General features: G+C 36.6%; 19 protein-coding genes. 7 read left to right on the top strand and 12 right to left on the bottom strand.

Going from position 1 to position 17,205, the window contains the following annotated elements; all coding sequences use genetic code 11:
- Positions 1–173: 173 nt before the first annotated feature.
- Positions 174–677, bottom strand: a complete 504-nt coding sequence (purE, locus tag BMW64_RS18725; protein WP_090001937.1) for a 5-(carboxyamino)imidazole ribonucleotide mutase — start codon at positions 675–677, stop codon at positions 174–176.
- Between the two features lie 142 nt (positions 678–819).
- On the opposite strand from purE, the gene BMW64_RS18720 reads away from it, so the two are divergent.
- The 3 genes from BMW64_RS18720 (at position 820) to BMW64_RS18705 (ending at position 4,946) form a co-directional block, all read left to right on the top strand.
- Entirely contained in the window at positions 820–1,725 is a 906-nt protein-coding gene (locus BMW64_RS18720) for a DMT family transporter (RefSeq protein WP_090001936.1), read from the top strand.
- Between the two features lie 523 nt (positions 1,726–2,248).
- Positions 2,249–2,815 carry a hypothetical protein gene (locus BMW64_RS18710; protein WP_090001932.1) on the top strand — a complete coding sequence of 189 codons (567 nt, stop codon included), beginning with the start codon at positions 2,249–2,251 and terminating at the stop codon, positions 2,813–2,815.
- Positions 2,816–2,822: 7 nt separating this feature from the next.
- Positions 2,823–4,946 (top strand): cation:proton antiporter, encoded by a 2,124-nt coding sequence (locus BMW64_RS18705; protein ID WP_090001930.1) that lies wholly within the window; start codon positions 2,823–2,825, stop codon positions 4,944–4,946.
- Between the two features lie 44 nt (positions 4,947–4,990).
- On the opposite strand, the gene BMW64_RS18700 is transcribed toward BMW64_RS18705, so the two are convergent.
- From BMW64_RS18700 to BMW64_RS18695, 3 genes are all read right to left on the bottom strand, one after another.
- Positions 4,991–6,103, bottom strand: a complete 1,113-nt coding sequence (locus BMW64_RS18700; protein ID WP_090001928.1) for a 5-(carboxyamino)imidazole ribonucleotide synthase — start codon at positions 6,101–6,103, stop codon at positions 4,991–4,993.
- Positions 6,104–6,222: 119 nt separating this feature from the next.
- Positions 6,223–6,414 carry a hypothetical protein gene (locus tag BMW64_RS21085; RefSeq protein WP_317048325.1) on the bottom strand — a complete coding sequence of 64 codons (192 nt, stop codon included), beginning with the start codon at positions 6,412–6,414 and terminating at the stop codon, positions 6,223–6,225.
- A complete protein-coding gene (locus BMW64_RS18695) occupies positions 6,372–6,773 on the bottom strand; it encodes a DUF1543 domain-containing protein (RefSeq protein WP_317048324.1) in 402 nt (133 codons plus the stop codon). Before BMW64_RS18695 ends, BMW64_RS21085 begins: the two co-directional genes overlap by 43 nt.
- 84 nt (positions 6,774–6,857) lie before the next feature.
- Here BMW64_RS18695 and BMW64_RS18690 point away from each other — a divergent pair, with 84 nt between their 5' ends.
- A complete protein-coding gene (locus BMW64_RS18690) occupies positions 6,858–7,688 on the top strand; it encodes a sulfite exporter TauE/SafE family protein (protein ID WP_090001926.1) in 831 nt (276 codons plus the stop codon).
- Complete coding sequence (locus tag BMW64_RS18685) at positions 7,688–8,071, top strand: DUF1634 domain-containing protein (RefSeq protein ID WP_090001924.1); 384 nt, start codon at positions 7,688–7,690, stop codon at positions 8,069–8,071. Before BMW64_RS18690 ends, BMW64_RS18685 begins: the two co-directional genes overlap by 1 nt.
- A gap of 3 nt (positions 8,072–8,074) precedes the next feature.
- Here BMW64_RS18685 and bla read toward each other — a convergent pair whose 3' ends face one another.
- The 5 genes from bla to BMW64_RS18660 all read right to left on the bottom strand — a co-directional run bounded on the left by bla (position 8,075) and on the right by BMW64_RS18660 (position 10,711).
- Positions 8,075–8,935: a subclass B3 metallo-beta-lactamase gene (gene bla / locus BMW64_RS18680; RefSeq protein WP_090001922.1), complete on the bottom strand. Its 861-nt coding sequence runs from the start codon at positions 8,933–8,935 to the stop codon at positions 8,075–8,077.
- A gap of 27 nt (positions 8,936–8,962) precedes the next feature.
- A complete protein-coding gene (gloA2, locus tag BMW64_RS18675) occupies positions 8,963–9,340 on the bottom strand; it encodes an SMU1112c/YaeR family gloxylase I-like metalloprotein (RefSeq protein WP_090001920.1) in 378 nt (125 codons plus the stop codon).
- Between the two features lies 1 nt (position 9,341).
- Positions 9,342–9,584 carry a hypothetical protein gene (locus BMW64_RS18670; protein ID WP_090001918.1) on the bottom strand — a complete coding sequence of 81 codons (243 nt, stop codon included), beginning with the start codon at positions 9,582–9,584 and terminating at the stop codon, positions 9,342–9,344.
- Entirely contained in the window at positions 9,568–10,275 is a 708-nt protein-coding gene (locus BMW64_RS18665) for a hypothetical protein (RefSeq protein ID WP_090001916.1), read from the bottom strand. Before BMW64_RS18665 ends, BMW64_RS18670 begins: the two co-directional genes overlap by 17 nt.
- Before the next feature lie 73 nt (positions 10,276–10,348).
- Positions 10,349–10,711 (bottom strand): nuclear transport factor 2 family protein, encoded by a 363-nt coding sequence (locus BMW64_RS18660; RefSeq protein ID WP_228400969.1) that lies wholly within the window; start codon positions 10,709–10,711, stop codon positions 10,349–10,351.
- A 113-nt stretch (positions 10,712–10,824) separates the two neighbouring features.
- On the opposite strand from BMW64_RS18660, the gene BMW64_RS18655 reads away from it, so the two are divergent.
- Positions 10,825–11,913, top strand: coding sequence for an endonuclease/exonuclease/phosphatase family protein (locus BMW64_RS18655; RefSeq protein WP_090001914.1), 1,089 nt, complete (start codon positions 10,825–10,827; stop codon positions 11,911–11,913).
- A gap of 268 nt (positions 11,914–12,181) precedes the next feature.
- Positions 12,182–12,499 carry a GIY-YIG nuclease family protein gene (locus BMW64_RS18650; protein WP_090001913.1) on the top strand — a complete coding sequence of 106 codons (318 nt, stop codon included), beginning with the start codon at positions 12,182–12,184 and terminating at the stop codon, positions 12,497–12,499.
- Between the two features lie 375 nt (positions 12,500–12,874).
- Here BMW64_RS18650 and BMW64_RS18645 read toward each other — a convergent pair whose 3' ends face one another.
- The 3 genes from BMW64_RS18645 to BMW64_RS18635 form a co-directional block, all read right to left on the bottom strand.
- Positions 12,875–13,930, bottom strand: coding sequence for a diphosphomevalonate decarboxylase (locus tag BMW64_RS18645; RefSeq protein ID WP_090001911.1), 1,056 nt, complete (start codon positions 13,928–13,930; stop codon positions 12,875–12,877).
- 81 nt (positions 13,931–14,011) lie between these two features.
- Positions 14,012–15,781 carry an AMP-dependent synthetase/ligase gene (locus BMW64_RS18640; protein ID WP_090001909.1) on the bottom strand — a complete coding sequence of 590 codons (1,770 nt, stop codon included), beginning with the start codon at positions 15,779–15,781 and terminating at the stop codon, positions 14,012–14,014.
- On the bottom strand, positions 15,778–16,791 hold the full coding sequence (locus BMW64_RS18635; protein ID WP_090001907.1) for an NAD-dependent epimerase/dehydratase family protein: 1,014 nt from the start codon (positions 16,789–16,791) through the stop codon (positions 15,778–15,780). The genes BMW64_RS18640 and BMW64_RS18635 overlap by 4 nt, the downstream gene beginning before the upstream one ends.
- Positions 16,792–17,205: the final 414 nt, after the last annotated feature.

The following is a 17,205-nucleotide window of genomic DNA, read 5'->3' as shown; positions in this document are numbered from 1 at the left end:
TAACTTACACACTTTATGGGATAGTGTCACTTAAATATTACTCATGATAAGATATGTCGTTACCTTCTTATGTCTAATTTTTGTCAAACATTGAATCTCAAATTTATCAAGCAGTAATAAAACATACGCGGCTCACGAAAATCGTGAGCCGCGGCTTTATAAATTAATTGAGATTACTGATCAAAATGATTAGGATGCTGAGCTTTAATGTCATCTACTGTTCCCAATACCTTATCTTTCAGAGAATCCTGATATTTCTGAAGATTTTCCGCTACCAATTCATCTGAACTGCCAATAATCTTTGCTGCTAAAATTCCAGCGTTCAAGGCACCATTTAAAGCAACTGTAGCGACAGGAATTCCTCCCGGCATCTGAAGAATAGATAAAACAGAATCCCACCCGTCGATAGAATTGCTTGACAAAATAGGAACCCCTATTACTGGAAGTGTTGTACAGCTTGCCACCATTCCCGGAAGATGAGCCGCTCCACCCGCTCCGGCAACTATGACTTTCAAACCTCTCTCCTTAGCCGTTTTTGCATAGTCAAACATCCGTTCCGGCGTTCTGTGAGCAGAAACCACCGTAAGTTCGTACGGAATATCCAAAGATTTTAAAAAGTTTGCCGCCAGTTCCATAATCGGCAAGTCACTCTGACTTCCCATAATAATTCCTACCATTCTTCTGTATTATTAGATGCTCAAAGATAAAAAATTAATCATCTTCATGCAAAAAGGCGTAAAAGTTGTTCTCACCAATATCAAATCAACTGATCTCCAAGATCAGCTGGTAATATATATTTTGTATAAATAAACCACCATTTTGAAAGATTATAAATTAACGCTTGCCGTCCTGACCGTTGCGATTGTCTGGGGAACTACATTTTTATCCATACGTATTGCGGTAGAAACTATTCCTGCATGGTTTGTAGCAGGGATCCGTCAGTTTCTGGCTTCTGTCATTATGCTTATGATTCTTTTATACAGACGTCAGTTTTATTGGATCGGCTGGAAAAACCTCGGCTATCAGCTTGTTTTTTCATCCTTAATGCTGATTATTGCCAACGGATTAACCACAGTAGCGGAAGAAACACTCACCAGCAGCCTCACATCTTTGATTAGTGCCACCTCACCCATTATTGTCTTCCTGGGGAGTGTTGCATTGGGTTTACAGAAATTTACCTTAAAAGCGCTCATCGGTGTGTTGATGTGCTTCGGAGGCATAACTTTTATTTTTTGGGATGGTATACACGATTTGGCTAATCCACAATACAGATTTGGAATTTTCCTTTTATTCTGTGGAATTTTAGGATGGGCTTCCGGTACGATTTTCACTAAAAAAATGAACATCCAAAGCCGGAATATTTCCCTTAATCTTTTTTATCAGTTTGCCTTTGCAGGGATTATCCAGATCATCTTTGCTTTTCTGTTTACTGACGACTATAATTTTGGAAACTGGTCGCTAAAAAGCGTTTCAGCCATGTTGTATTTATCATTGTTCGGTTCTGTTGCTGCATTTTTTGCTTATCATTATGCTTTAACAAAGGTTTCGCCGGTACAGGTCTCCATTCTGGCTTACGTAAATACGATCATTTCCATATTTTTAAGCTGGCTGATTCTTGATGAGAAGATTTCAGCAAAATTTATTATCGCCGCTCTTCTCATTATTCTCGGCGTTTTTGTAATCAACTATAACCGTGAAATGTTCAAGAAACAGAGAATTGAATAACCTTATTTTTTATAACAATCTCAAACACAAATGTACTTAACTCAAAAACCGGTAAAGGTGTACATTAGATCATTCAGGGAGTTTGAAGATTGCTTCAACCGTTTAGAAACGATATTCAAGCATTCAGTAGAGATCATCAACCGCTTTGTAAGTGCATTCAAGTGTTTTGTAAGGGCAATCAACCCTTCCGTAGAGCCAGTCAAGCACTCCGAAGAGAGAATCAACCACTCCGAAGTGCCGATCAAGTACAATTTGTTATTTTACAACACTTTACAGCCTTTTTTAAGGAAACGAATTTATTTAATAATCCATATACATTAGATTTAATTATATTTTTAAACAAAAAAATAGTACTCTTATGAAAGAAGATCAAATAATACGTGACTTTCATCTGGCAGATTCTGTACTGAAACAAAAAGCAGAAGATTGATCGCTTTAACCGACAGAGACATCGACTATTTGGGAGGTTTAAATTTCATAATTTATTTATTTTTCATTATATTGTTTAATCCAAAATTACAATATGCTTAAAAATTCACTATTTATTCTCATCTGTATTTCATTTTTTTTCGTTGCCTGCGATGACAACAAAAAGGAGAAAGATCTTATGATAAGAGAGAAACAATTGCTTGAAAAGGAAAAATTATTTGCCCAAAAGGAATCTGAATACCAGGCTCTTCTCAAAATGAGAGACAGTATTTTTTCACAAAAAAAGGATTCTGTAAAAATTGTAGTTTGGCCCGCAGAAGTCGCGGGTGCATGGACGGGCAAAGTGATCTGCACCGAGTCTAACTGTAGTGATTATGTCGTGGGCGACCAGCGTACTGACACTTGGGAATTCGATAGTGATTCTACACAGCTTGTCACAAAAATTATCAATAACAATAATCTCGTAAGGGTCTATTCCGGGAAATTTGAAAATAATGAAGTAAAACTGAACTATAAAACCGATTCTACCTCAAAAAAACAGGTAGAAATGAATGTTTTGCTGAATGAGATTTCTCCCAATAAAATCAGGGGAACAAGGACCATTGCTGTAGATCAATGTCTCGCAAAATTCTCTGTAGAACTTGTACGTTCAACCAAATAAAACACTTATGAACTTATTGAGTATACACAACCTGAGCTTTCCCATCGAAGATCCGGTACTGAAGTTTCTGCTGGTGTTGATTATTATTCTTGCAGCGCCTCTTTTATTAAACAAAATTAAAGTCCCGCATTTATTAGGACTTATTATTGCCGGAGCCGTAATCGGTCCGAATGGATTTAACGTACTTGCCAGAGACAGCAGCATTGTTGTTACAGGAACTACCGGACTTCTTTATATTATGTTTCTTGCCGGACTGGAAATCGATATGGGAGATTTTAAAAAGAACAAATGGAAAAGTCTCACTTTTGGTATTTATACCTTTACGGTTCCCTTTGTTTTAGGTTATTTGGGAGCTTTTTATATTCTGGGATTTTCAATACTTACTTCCATACTTTTCGCGAGTTTATTCTCGTCACATACGCTCATTGCCTATCCATTGGTAAGCAAACTGGGAATCGCAAAAAATCCTGCAGTAAATATTACGGTTGGCGGCACCATGATCACGGATATTTTAGCACTTTTGGTCCTTGCTGTCATTGTTGGAATGTCACAGGGAGATGTTGGAACTGAATTTTGGGTAAAACTTTCAGTTTCTTTTATCGTTTTCGGATTGATTGTCCTATTGGTTTTTCCAATGATCGGACGCTGGTTTTTCAAAAAGGTAGATGATAAAATTTCACAGTATATTTTTGTCCTGGTCATGATTTATCTGGCTGCTTTACTGGCTGAATTGGCGGGAGTTGAAGCCATTATCGGCGCATTCTTTGCAGGATTGGCTTTAAACAGACTGATTCCGCACACTTCTTCTTTAATGAATCGTGTCGAGTTTGTCGGAAATGCTATTTTCATTCCTTTCTTTCTGATCAGTGTAGGAATGCTGATTGACTTTAAAGTATTTTTTAAAAGTTGGGAAACCCTGGAAGTCGCAGGAATAATGCTCGTCGCTTCCATCGGCGGAAAATATCTTTCAGCTGTTGCAACACAAAAAACTTTCAGATTATCCAAAGAAGAAGGGAAACTGATTTTCGGATTGAGTTCAGCTTCGGCAGCCGCCACACTGGCATCTGTAATGGTGGGATACAACATCATTCTTTCCGAAACTGAAACAGGAGAACCTATCCGTTTATTAAATGAACATGTTCTTAACGGAAGTATATTACTAATCCTTATTTCCTGTACGATTTCATCTTTTATCTCTATGTCCAGCGCCCAGAATATTGCCGAACAGGATAACGAAGATACCGTTTCCGGGAACAGTCATGAAGAGGAAAATATTCTTTTAGCTTTAAATTATGAAGCAACCGTTGAAAGAATGGTGAATCTTGGAATTTTAATTAAAGCACACTCCAATACAGAAGATTTGTTTGCCTTAAATGTCATTAACGAAGATAAAAATGAGTCTTCTGTAAAAAATGCTGAGAAACTTCTCCATCTGGCCACGGATACTGCCGCCGCCGCAGACGTGAAAATGCAGTCATTAAAAAGATATGATAATGATGTGGTTAACGGAATTAATAACGTAATTAAAGAACAGAATATCACCGACCTCATCATAGGATTAGAAGATGATAAAGGTTTTTCGCCTGCTTTTGTGTATAATCTTTACAATGGCTACCTTCAGAATGACGATGTCAATGTATTAGTGTATCATGCTGCGCAACCGTTATCCACGATAAAAAAATATGCGGTAATGATTCCGGAAAATGCACATAAAGAAGCCGGATTCTTCCACGCCCTCCTGAGGGTATGGAATATCGCAAGAAATTCAGGGGCAACTATGGTTTTTTATGCGGCTGAAAATATTCTGGATATTCTTCAGAGAATTATTAAAAAAGCGAATATTGAAGCAGAATTTATCATCATGAAAACCTGGAAAGATGGTGAAGAAACGGCTTCCCAATTAAAGGATGATGAAGCACTCATCCTCTTCATGGCAAAACGTGGTATGCACTCTTATATTCCAAGAATGAGATTGATCCCTGAATTGCTCAACAGAAGCCTGGCTGATAAAAATTACCTCCTGATTTTTCCATATTCAGAATATGATGAAAACAGTTCTGAAAAAAGGTCTGTCGGAAATCACGATGATTTTATGGAAATTGGAAATATAATTAAGCGGATATTTAAGTAGATGCCGGGCATCCCTAATAGAATTTGAAACTCTGTTAGGGATGATTATTCCGCGATCACCCTTACCATTCCTTTCACCATGACCAGCTTTTCCATCAGCTCTTCTCTGGATTCTGCCAGCACATTAATATGTCCCATTTTTCTTCCGGGTTTGGTTTCAGTTTTTCCGTATAAGTGAACATATGTTTCAGGTAATTTTAAAACCTCTTCCATCCCTTCATACACCACTTTTCCAGAGTAGCCTTCTGCACCCACGAGATTCAGCATTCCGCTGTAAATAATAGCATCCGTATCGGCTAAAGGTAAATTTTTAACCACACGATACATTTGCTCAAACTGCGAATTGGCATTCCCTTCCTGGCTCTGGTGTCCTGAATTGTGAAGTCTCGGTGCTGTTTCATTAACCCAGACCTTTCCTTCTTTATCTAAAAATAATTCAATAGCAAAAAGTCCCGGCGACTGGATCGCGCTTAAGAACTTTTCTGTGATGGAATTAATCTGTTCTTCGATATCTTCAGACAATAAAACCGGACAGATATTAAAATCCAGCAGGTTCAGTTTTGGATCTGCTACCATTTCCGTTACAGGGAAAGTTTGGGTTTCACCACTTTCGTTTCTTGCAACAATAACAGAAAGTTCTTTGTCGATATCCACAAGTTTTTCGATTACAGAATCTGCAATCCAGAGACTTTTTAGGTCTTCCGATGTACGGATGACCTGAACTCCTTTTCCGTCATATCCTCCCGTATTCATTTTTTGCACAAAAGGTAACGGCATTTTGATTTCATCAGAACTTCCATCCATTATTTCAAATTCAGGACTTGGAATGTCGTGAGCTTTATAAAATTGCTTCTGAAGAATTTTCTGTTGAATGGTTTTAATAATGTTGGAATTAGGAACCACTTTTACTCCCTGCTTTTCCAGCTCAGCCAATGCATCGGCGTTTACATGCTCAATCTCAATGGTTACGACATCTTTATCTTTACCAAAATTCAGAACGGTCTCATAATCATTGAAACTGCCTTGTGTAAAATATGAAATATTGTGACATGGTGCATCAGAAGCCGGATCCAGCGTATAAAATTCATCGTCGTACTTCAACGCCTCCTGAATCAGCATTCTTCCTAACTGTCCGCCTCCTAAAATTCCTATTTTCATTTACTTTTATTTTCTATTTAGATTTAATTTAACTTAAACGGATTATTTTTTTAAATGCAAAATCAATCATATTTTTTAATATATAAACGCTCTACATTAATCAACAAAACTTTTAATACTTATTGAATTTTGTCAATTTTCAAATAACCAAGACTTACAAAATTTTCCTGATTTTCTGCTTCTGATTTCACAAGTGATATGGCATATCTTTTTTTCATGTCTGAAGGCAAGATTTCTTTTACCGGAAAAATATCATCAATATCAACGCCTAATTTTTCATCAATATGGCTGGTAGCACCTTTAAAGCCCATTGTTTTATAAAATTCCGTAGCCTTTGCTTTTTTACAGCATCTCCCATAGAATTAGCAACTACCAGATGCTGTTCATGAAACTCTTCAAAAAAACCTCTTTTATAACCTCCGAGATTAAGGAAATAGAGCTGTTCTTCAGAAGTTTCGCTACCTCTTTCGACGATTTTCACTTCATAGCCGTCCACAAATTTCACTTCCTGATAACAGTCGATATGAATTTTTCCTTTTGCCTCCTTCCAAAAGTCTTTCATATCTTCCACAAGGTCTTTCAGGTTTTCTGCAATCCCAAAGAATACGTCGTGTTGCTCAATATTTCTGCCGGGCGGTGTGGCTCCCAGAATGATATAAAATAATTTCATTAAAATTTTGTTTATGCAAAAATACGTCAAATTTATCTTTTTTAAACGCTTGGCAGACTAACGCAATAGTTTTATATTTGTAGCATGTCAGAAATCATTATTCTCTTCCTTGGAGCAATTTCGGCAGGTCTTCTGGGTTCACTGACCGGATTGGGAGGGGGAGTTATCATTATTCCTTTATTAACGCTGGGTTTCGGCGTTCCCATGCATTACGCCATTGGCGCTTCTCTTATTTCTGTGATCGGAACCTCTTCCGGCGCGGCAGTTGCTTTTGTAAAAGAAGGATTCACCAATATGAGAATCGGAATGTTTCTGGAGATCGCTACGACAGCAGGAGCAATCGTCGGTGCTTTGGTTTCCGGAATGCTGAATCCGAATACAATCGGAATTATTTTCGCAAGTATTCTTCTTTTAACGGTTATTTTAAATTTAAAAGGGAAGCCTGATCATCAGGAACCTGTGATTAAAGGAAGTCTGGAGGAAAAATTAAAACTTTACGGAACCTTTCCTGATAAAGGCGTTTTGAAAAACTATTCCGCAAGGAATACCGTTCCCGGATTTCTGATGATGATGTTTGCTGGTGCCATGTCTGGACTGTTGGGAATCGGATCCGGAGCATTGAAAGTTTTGGCAATGGATAATATGATGAAACTACCTTTTAAAGTTTCAACCACCACCAGTAATTTTATGATTGGTGTAACTGCTGTTGCAAGTGCGCTCATTTATTTCCAGAGAGGTGAAATCGTTCCGGTAATCGTAGCTCCTGTACTGATCGGCGTTGTAGTAGGCAGCTTCATCGGATCAAAAACACTCATGGTTTCAAAGACAAAAAAACTGAAAGTATTTTTTGCGATAGTCATCACGATTCTTTCGGTGTACATGATGTATAACGGTATCAATAAAAGCTTCAGATAATGAAAAAGAATTTTACGGATGTAGACCTGAACCGTTCTGTGGGGAATTTATTGAGACTGGGCGTTATCCTTTCCGTGATTACTTCACTGATAGGTTTTGTAAAGCTTTTCACGGAAGGCTTTAAAATGCCTAAAAAGTATACAGCGTTGGATATGGGAAGTTCTTCAGAAAAAGTCTGGGGCCTTTTCTGGAATTCACTGTGCAAAGGTGAAGGAATGGCAATTATCCAACTTGGAATTCTACTTTTGATCTTTACGCCGCTAATGAGAATTATTTTTGCGCTGATAGGATATTTAAAAGAAAAAGACTACGTATATGTAGTCATTTCTTCTATTGTATTAGCCATTATGGCGATAAGCTTTTTTACAGGGTACGCTCATTAATATTCACTCGTCAGATTTTTTCTCTAGATAATCTTTTTCAAGGGAATCCAACTCATCCAGATATTCTTTTTTGTTCATAAAAGCGTTTGGATTGTACGGATCATTTGGCTTATGCTTTTCGTGAAGGCCAAACTGACTGGCGTGTGAAGCTACCCAGATGTCAAAATCAAGTTTTTTCATTGCATTTAAAGTATATTCATAATCCTTTGCAATCGTCGGATACGTTGTGACTTCAGAAAATTTCTTATCAACAATAATTGTCGGCATATTGGCTATTAAAACCTTATAATTTCTCTTATCATCTTTTGTTTCAAATATATAGCTGCATGATCCTTTTGTATGCCCAGGATGATGAAGCATCATCAGCTTTGTAGTCCCAAGTGTTACTAAACCTTTATCTTTTAAAATAAAATCAGGATTTACAGGCTTAAAGGTAACGCCATACTTCCCCATCTCATAATCTGATTTTCCTCCGCTCTTTAAAACATCAGCATCTCCCTGATCGACATAGAGTTTAGCACCGGTTTCTTTTTTAAGTTCAGCCATAGCACCTAAATGATCATAATGCGCTTGTGTAAGCAACAATATTTTAATATCCTGATATTTAAATCCAAGCTTTTTGATATTATTTTTAATAATTGGTAACGAGTCGGCAAGCCCTGTATTGATGAGAATATTTCCTTTATTGGTCACAATGAGATACGAAGCGAGATCATAAGTCCCTACATAGTACAGGTTCCCGGCAATTCTGAAAGGCTCATAAGCCTGCGACCACTCTTTTGGATGATTTTTTGGTTCATTAACCGTCTGCGCATTCATTTGGCTTGTCAGTGCCAATGCAAACAGGATAATCAATTTTTTCATTATTAAATTAATCTTATTTGTAATTATTTATATTTCATAAAATTCCAGTGGCAATTGATCAGGATCCTGGGTAAAGAAAAACTCTTTGCCGGTAAATTCATCTATTCTGATCTCTTCACAATTTAATCCTTTGTGGATTAATTCTTCCCGCTTTTCATTAACATTTTCAACAGCAAAAGCCAGATGTCTTAAACCACAAGCTTCTGGTCTTGAAGGTCTTTCCGGAGGATCAGGAAACGAAAATAATTCGATAACATAGTGATCTCCGATAGCAAGATCCAGTTTGAAAGACTGTCTTTCTTCCCGATATACTTTGCGGATGATTTTTAAACCTAAAACTTCAGTATAGAAATTCTTTGAAACTTCATAATCTGAACAAATGATGGCAATGTGATGGATTTTCATTTTAAAAATTTTTAAACCTGCTCATTATGACACTTTGATAAATTTCCCTAAGCCTGGCCGCAACTTTATCGTCATCCAAGCGTTTGTCAATTTCTAATTCATGAAGTTTAATGGCAACAAACTTTTTAGCATTAATTTTATTATAAGCTGGCCCTATTGAAAATCTTATATTTTTAACGGTTCGCTCTCCTATTTTAAGTTCCTTAATTTTATAATCTGAACTATAACTAAATTCTTTCCTCAATACGTTTTCTTAATACTGCATTATCTACTTTAAAAATATCACCTCCTTTTGTAATAGCATCCTGATCAAATTTACCCATAGCTGAAATCTCATATCGTAAAGATTGCAGAATCTGAACGGTATCTTTTACTACTTTAATATGTTGCTCATCAAGCTTCTTCAACAGATCACTTTCTGTCTTTTTCATTTCAAAATTAAAATCTCGAAAAGCCAGTTTACCGGTTTCAGGAGAATAGGTATAACCATTAGATTGTGAAGTTGACATCAGAACAAAAACGGTAGGAAATAAAACGACAGCAGCATGGATTTTCCTTATAACGAAATTTTCAAAAATATGATCGTTTTTAATCAAAAAATAAGGAATCGGTAACAGCAATAAGACCATTAAATCCGAGTAGTCAATCACCCGATGAATGTCAATCGGCGAAATTGCATTGTACATTTTGATAAAATTTTCTGAAAAAGGAGATTTCCAGAAAACAAAAAATAGTCCGGAAGCAAAAACAGAATTTTCTTTCAGTTTCGGAAATGCAAATGTCATGAGCATTGGCAAAAGTATAATCCCTACAGCATCAGACAATTTCCCTGTAAACCAGCTGGTATATTGAAATTTAAAAAAATGATCATTTACAAACAAAACAATCACACAGCTTAAAAAGACATAGTTCAGTATCAGATTTTTATTTCTCATTATTTTATTTCTTTGCAGTTATCTTTTCTTCTGGTGTCAATTACATATTGAATTTTCCATTCTCCGCTCTGTTTTACCAACTGAAAGCTATTTGCTCCGCAATGTGAGAATTCCCTTTGTAATAGAATGAATAAGGAGTAAAAACGCTTGCCAGATTTCCATCGATATGAACAGCTTCAATGGTGATTCTTTCATCCAGATCATTCTTAGAAGCCTTTGAAACTGAATCCAGAAAGCCTTTGAGCTCTTCATTTTTAACACCATCTTTCGTGATGGTCTGCAGAATGGCAGATTCAGAAAAAACCGATCTCAAAAGTACGGGATCAGCATTTTTCATAGCGGCAAATAAATTCCTCAAAGGAAGTTCAATTTCCTCCTGACTCTGCCCGAAGCAAAAACTGCCAAAAAGAAAAACGAACGGAAAAAATTTATTCATAATAAACAGCTTTATTTGGGACGGTTTTAATTGTTATTAATAATAAGCTTTAAAGATAATTTGATTTGAGCAATAATAAAAAATAATTTAAATTTATAGAATTATTTTAACATATGTGGACAGCCTATCTGATTCTGACTGTATTGTTGTTGATTCTAACCATACTGCCAAAAATTCAACATTCTCACTGGATATTCCGTGTTCCGGAATTCGGTAAAATACAGATCACTGTTTTCATACTTTTAACCTTACTTCTTGGTTTTATTACTCCGGATAAGTCACCATATTTCTGGTACTTTCAGGCGTTGTTGTTTGTTATGCTCATTCATCACAGCGTAATTCTGGTAAAATATACTCCACTGTATCCTGTTAAAAAATATACTCAAAAGTATCAGTCTTCAGAAAAACTGCATTTTATTTCAGCCAATGTTTATCAATTCAATACAGAATATGACCGTTTTATAAAGTTGGTAGAAAAGCACCGTCCAGAAATGTTTCTTACCATGGAAAGCAACGGAGATTGGGAAAAAGCATTGCGGCCACTGGAAAAAGACTATCCTTATCAGCATAAAGTCACCCTGGAAAATACTTACGGAATGCATTTCTATTCAAAAATTGAAATTGAAGATTCCCGAACCCACTATTTTGTGGCAGATGATATTCCGAGTATTGAAGCCCATTTGAAAACAAAAGACGGATTTTCGTTTGTCTTTTTTGGAGTTCATCCTCCGCCACCAAGTCCAACCGAAGAGGAAACTTCAAAGGAAAGGGACGGCGATCTGCTGAGCACGGCAAAAAGAGTAAGAGAAATAAAAAAACCGGTTATTGTTGTTGGAGATTTTAATAATGTTGCATGGTCGAAGTCTTCCATCCTGTTCAGAAAAACCAGTCATCTTATCGATCCGAGAATTGGGCGTTCTTTTGTGTCTACCTTTCATGCCAAGTACCGTTTGCTCAGATTTCCAATTGATCTGATGTTTCACAGCGAAGAAATTTTTATTGAGAATCTGAAAACCCTTGAAAATTTTGGTTCAGACCACCTCCCGGTGTATTGCGAATTTTTTATTGACCATGAGCAGGATGAAAAGCAAGCAGAACGCATCGATCATGCCACAAAAGATGAAAAAGCTGAAGCTGAAGAAATGATCGAAGAAGGTAAGAGAGAAAACGGAGAGCGGGATGCAGTGGTTACGGAAGGATGAAGGTTTTCTGTATATTTTTATCTGTTCTTTGCCCTTATTACATATCAATTAGCCTGACTTTGGAAAAGTTATAGCTGGATTCTGCTAAATTGATTGTTAATAGCAGGTTATTGCATATTTTCTATGCATTGAGTTTGTCATTCCGCAGGAATCTCAATATAGTATTAGGGATCTTATCAAAAAGACAAACATTAGATTTGAAACAATGCATTTTTTTTAATTTCATTGTTGATTTCTGAATTATATTTAAATTTAAAAGAAAAAGCAAATGATCGAATTTAAAGACGGAATTTATACTTTCTACGTATATATTCTTACCAATAAAAGCAGAACTGTCTTTTATACAGGAGTTACAAAAAATCTTCATCAGCGACTGTATCAACATAAGATAAAATCAAATAGTAATAGCTTCACCGCAAAATACAATGTAGAATTCTTAGTTTACTACGAAAAGTTTGGGTGGATTCAACAAGCTATTGAAAGGGAAAAGGAAATAAAAAACTATACCAGAAGTAAAAAATTAGAATTAATCCGGTCTGTAAATCCGAATCTGGATTCGTGGAATGATTTGTTTCAGCAACTCTGAACGAATGATACAGAGAGTTCTACTGAATGAAATTGATTGTAGATTTTATACACATTTTTGTCATCTAATGGGAATCTTGACATAGTAACAGAGAACTTATGGAAAGATTCGCGCCAGGATTCCTACGGAATGACAAACTCAGCGCATAAATGAAATATGCATCAATACTTCATTGACTACATCAAATATTCAATTTCTGACCTTCATGCACCAGTAAAAAGTTAAACCCAGTCATTAAAATCTATAAACCTGCGCAGGTTTTACCTTAAACCTAAGCAGGAGTTACTCCAAACCTGCGCACCTTTCACCTGAAAGCTGCGCAGGTTTTTTATGAAACATCGTTAGGTATTTTTAAATACATCAATTAAAATGGCATCAGAACTTCATCACATCCTTTACAACACCATTGTTCTGCGTGTGCTGCAATAATTCGGCTTCAATAAAAGACTTGATTTTTTCTTCTGATCCGTCATTTGGAAACAAAACGTGAACATTAGCACCGGCATCGAGCGTAAAGAATAAAGGTAAGCCCGTTTCCCTCCTGAAATCCCAGATTTTATTGATCACTTCCATTGTTCCTGTTTTCATTAAGATAAAAGCAGGATCACTCATCATCATCATCGCATGAAGAGTCAATGCTTCATGTTCAACCAATTTGATGAAGCGTTGCATATCACCCGTAGCTAAAATGTCTTTCATCGGGCCGAAATTTTCTCTTGCCTCCTGAAATCTGCGGTCTGCATAAGGATTGGTATTCATAAGACCATGCCCCACCGTAGAAGAAACAGATTTCTGACCTTCATGAATCAGTAAAACCCAGTCATTGAAGTTTTTAAAAACATTGTGAATTTCATCATTCGGATACTGAACCGCAAAAAGATCGGAACTCCCTCTTACCTGTGACTCGCCCCAAACGACCAAACCGTTGTATAAACTTCTGCAGGCACTCCCGCTACCCAATCTTGCCAAAAAAGAAGCTTTTCTCAATGATTCCTCCTCCGAAGTTTTTCCGGAAAAAGTTTCATCAAGCTTCATCAGACATTTGGCAATCGCGCCAAAACCCGAGGCTGAACTTGCAATTCCTGAACTGTGTGGAAATGTATTTTCTGTTTTGATCACATATTTCCCTTTTAAAATCCAGGGAAGATACTGTTCGATATTTCTGAAATATTTTTCAATTTTTTCAGCGAATTTTACTTCTTCCTTTCCCGCTAAAAAAGTCTGAACGGAAAATACTTCATCCGCAAAAAACTCCACAGTCGTATTGGTTTTACAATGATTTAATGTAAAACTAATACTCGGATTTGCCGGGATCTGATTCTCATATTTCCCCCAATATTTGATCAGGGCAATATTCGACGGGCAGCTTTCCGAAACGGTCTGATTCTGTATTGTAAATTCTTCTTTTCCTAAAAATTCCTGTGCTGTCATACTATTTAATATCTATTACCTCAACCAAATTATTTCAAAACTTCAACCTCAACTCAACCTCAACCTTAACCTTAACCTTAATTAATACATTGCATCAATAAGATCAGCATACTTTTTAAGAACCACATTCCTTTTCACTTTGAGGGTAGGTGTAATTTCTCCTGTGTTTATTTCAAATTCGGCAGGCATTAAGGTAAATTTCTTTATTTTTTCAAATTCAGACAAATGCTCCTGCAGTTCTTTAATCTTTTGCTTATAAAAATCATTTACCTTTTCGTTTTTTACAATTTCTTCCCAATTGGTAAACGGAATATTGTTCTTTTTAAGAAAATCATGCAAAAACTCAAAATTCGGAACGATAAGCGCCGAAGCGAATTGCCTTCCTTCTGCAATCAAAACAATCTGCTGGATAAAATTATTGTTGGTCAGAAGATTTTCGATCTGTTGTGGCGCGATATATTTTCCGTTTGATGTTTTCATGAGATCTTTCAAACGATCCGTAATGGTAAGATTTCCGTTTTCGTCGATCTTCCCGGCATCACCGGTCTTAAACCAGCCATCTTCCGTAAAGACTTTCTGAGTTTCCTCAGGATTATTGTAATAGCCTTTCATAATTCCGTTTCCTCTGGCCTGAATTTCATTGTCAGCACCAATACGGATTTCTACTCCCGGAAGAGCTTTTCCGCTTGTACCATGTTCAAAATGAGTGAACGGAAAAAGAGTAAGCGTTGCCGTAGTTTCCGTTAATCCGTATCCAACGGTAACATGAATTCCCACCGATTCAAAAAACCGGGTGACTTCCGGGGACAAAGAAGCTCCGCCACAAGGCAAAAACCACAGTCGGCCTCCCATTCTCTCTTTAATTTTACTGAAAACAAGGGCTTCAGCAATTTTTTCTTTTATTTTTAAACCGAAAGGTACCGGCTTTTCATTCCGTCTTAATTCTGCTGTTTCCCAACCTGTTTCTAATGCCCAGTCGAAGATTTTTTTCTTTAAAGATGAACCTTCTTCCGCTTTCTCCAGGACTCCCGCATAGATCTTCTGAAAAAATCTTGGAACGGCACACATCATGGTTGGCTTTACCTCTTCAAGTGCTTTGGCAATATTTTTAGGATCTTCAAGAAAATAGACTCTCGCACCGCCATAGAGACAAAGCAGACTCCAACTTCGCTCAAAAACATGGCTCAAAGGCAAAAATGCCAGAGAAAGTTCTTCTTCAAAATTTTTAAACTTAAAAAATTCAAAATGAGCATCGAAAGCTTTGATGAAGTTTCCGTGAGTAAGCATTACACCTTTTGGAGTTCCTGTAGTTCCTGAAGTGTAAATAAGCGTAGCCACATCATCCAATTCTTTCTTATATATTTCTGCTTCAGGAGAAACTTTTGCGATAAAATCTTCAAGATAAAAGCTGTTGAATTCTTTTTTGATCCAGACGGCTTTCTTAGAAACGATAATTGTTTCCAGGTTGTTGTCATTTTTTTGTAAAATTTCAACGCTGGCATCATATTGCGCCTGATCTCCGACAAGAATTATTTTTGCTTCTGAATCACAAATGATATATTCAGCCTGTTCTGCATTATTGGTTGAATAAATAGGAACGGTAACCGCTCCCAGCGACATCGCCGCGAGATCAAAGATCATCCACTCTGAAGAGTTGTCGGAATAGATGGCCACTTTATCATCTTCCTTTATCCCCGCTTCCTTTAAGGCATTTGCTGTTTTAAAAACGATCTCTCCGAATTTTTTCCAGCTCAGCTCTTTCCATCCTTCATTTTTCTTTTTAAATCCAATTGCAGATTTTAAGGGATGTTTTTCTATATTTTTTTGAATAATTGCCTCCGCAAGATTCATTTTTTCATCTTTTTATCGTTAATATAATTCTTAAGATGGAAGTCTATCGTTTCTTCCAATGGGATAAATGTATACTGAAGTCTTTCCTTTATTTTTTTATTGGATACGATTTGCATGTTGGAAATGGCTTCGACATTTGCTCTGGTTACCATTTTCAGCGGAGAAATAAGCCATCCCAAAAGCATATTGGCCAAGACTCCCATATTCAGCTGGAATTTTGAAAGTATTTTAGCTTCTTTTAATCCTAATTCTTTTCTTACCTGGCCAGCCAATTCGGCATATCTTTTATTTTCAGAAATAATGATAAAACGTTCTCCGAAAATATTTTTATCCATTAATTCTACGGATATTTTAGCAACATCTCTTACATCGGCATAGCTGGTTCCTCCTGAAAAAGTAAAGCTGTTCTTTTCCATGGTCGGAAATATGTCGCCGCTGCTGTTTCCCCAGTTTCCGCTTCCGATGATCATTCCCGGATTAACGATAACTACATTCATACCTTCTGCAGAAGCTCTCCAGACTTCCATTTCGGCAAGATGCTTGGAAATGGCGTAGGCAGAATGTTCTTCTTTAGGGTTAAATTCGGAACTTTCATCAAGCTCTCCGTTTTCATTATGAATATCAAGAACCGCAATAGAGCTTACATGTAGAAACTTTGTAACTTCGGAGCCTTCACACGCATATAAAAGATTTTGGGTACCTTTTACATTGGTGTGATACATTTCCTTATCATCCTTGGGATTAAAACCCACTTTTGCTGCACAGTGATAGACCTCATCAACACCAGCCAGCGCTTCCTGAATCGAATGTATATCATCAAAATCAACATCTACCCAATCGATTTTATTAAAAAAACCGTCAGGATTTTCCGTATAAAATGTATAGGAATGTTTTACGTCGTCTAAATTACTTGCCGGTCTCTTTGCGGCACGAACGTTTTTTCCTTTTTTAAGGAGTTCCAAAACAATTACCCGGCCAAGAATTCCGGTAGCACCTGTTACAAAAACCATCAGTTATTTTTACTTGTTTGACTCATTTATGCTGATATTATCCGTATCTGCAAATTTGCAATTTTTAAAGGAGAATTCAGTTTTAATTCATGATAAATTATGAAAGTGTTCAGATTTTTTCTTAGACATTATAAAATCTTCTGACCATCGTATATTTTATTTGACGCAATGGCGCAAGGAATTTTTAATGATAGCTTTTATCCCGGACGCAAAGGCATTTCATTCAGCAAATGATAGATACAATAATGTTGGTTTCGCAGAGTAGTTTATTTCAAACATTCTTCACCAGACCATTGTAATAAAAAAAAACGGGACAAAGCCTAGTCATGGTCGGAAGATTTTTTTCTTCCGATTTTTTGTTTCTCATGCGTTGAAAAGTAGATATAAGTGATTGATTTTTAATTATTTATATTG

The sequence above is a fragment of the Chryseobacterium taichungense genome (assembly GCF_900109935.1).
In the GTDB taxonomy this organism is placed as follows: Bacteria; Bacteroidota; Bacteroidia; order Flavobacteriales; family Weeksellaceae; genus Chryseobacterium; species Chryseobacterium taichungense.
Note: the sequence above shows the minus strand (reverse complement) of the source record. Positions and strands in the feature narration are given on the sequence as shown.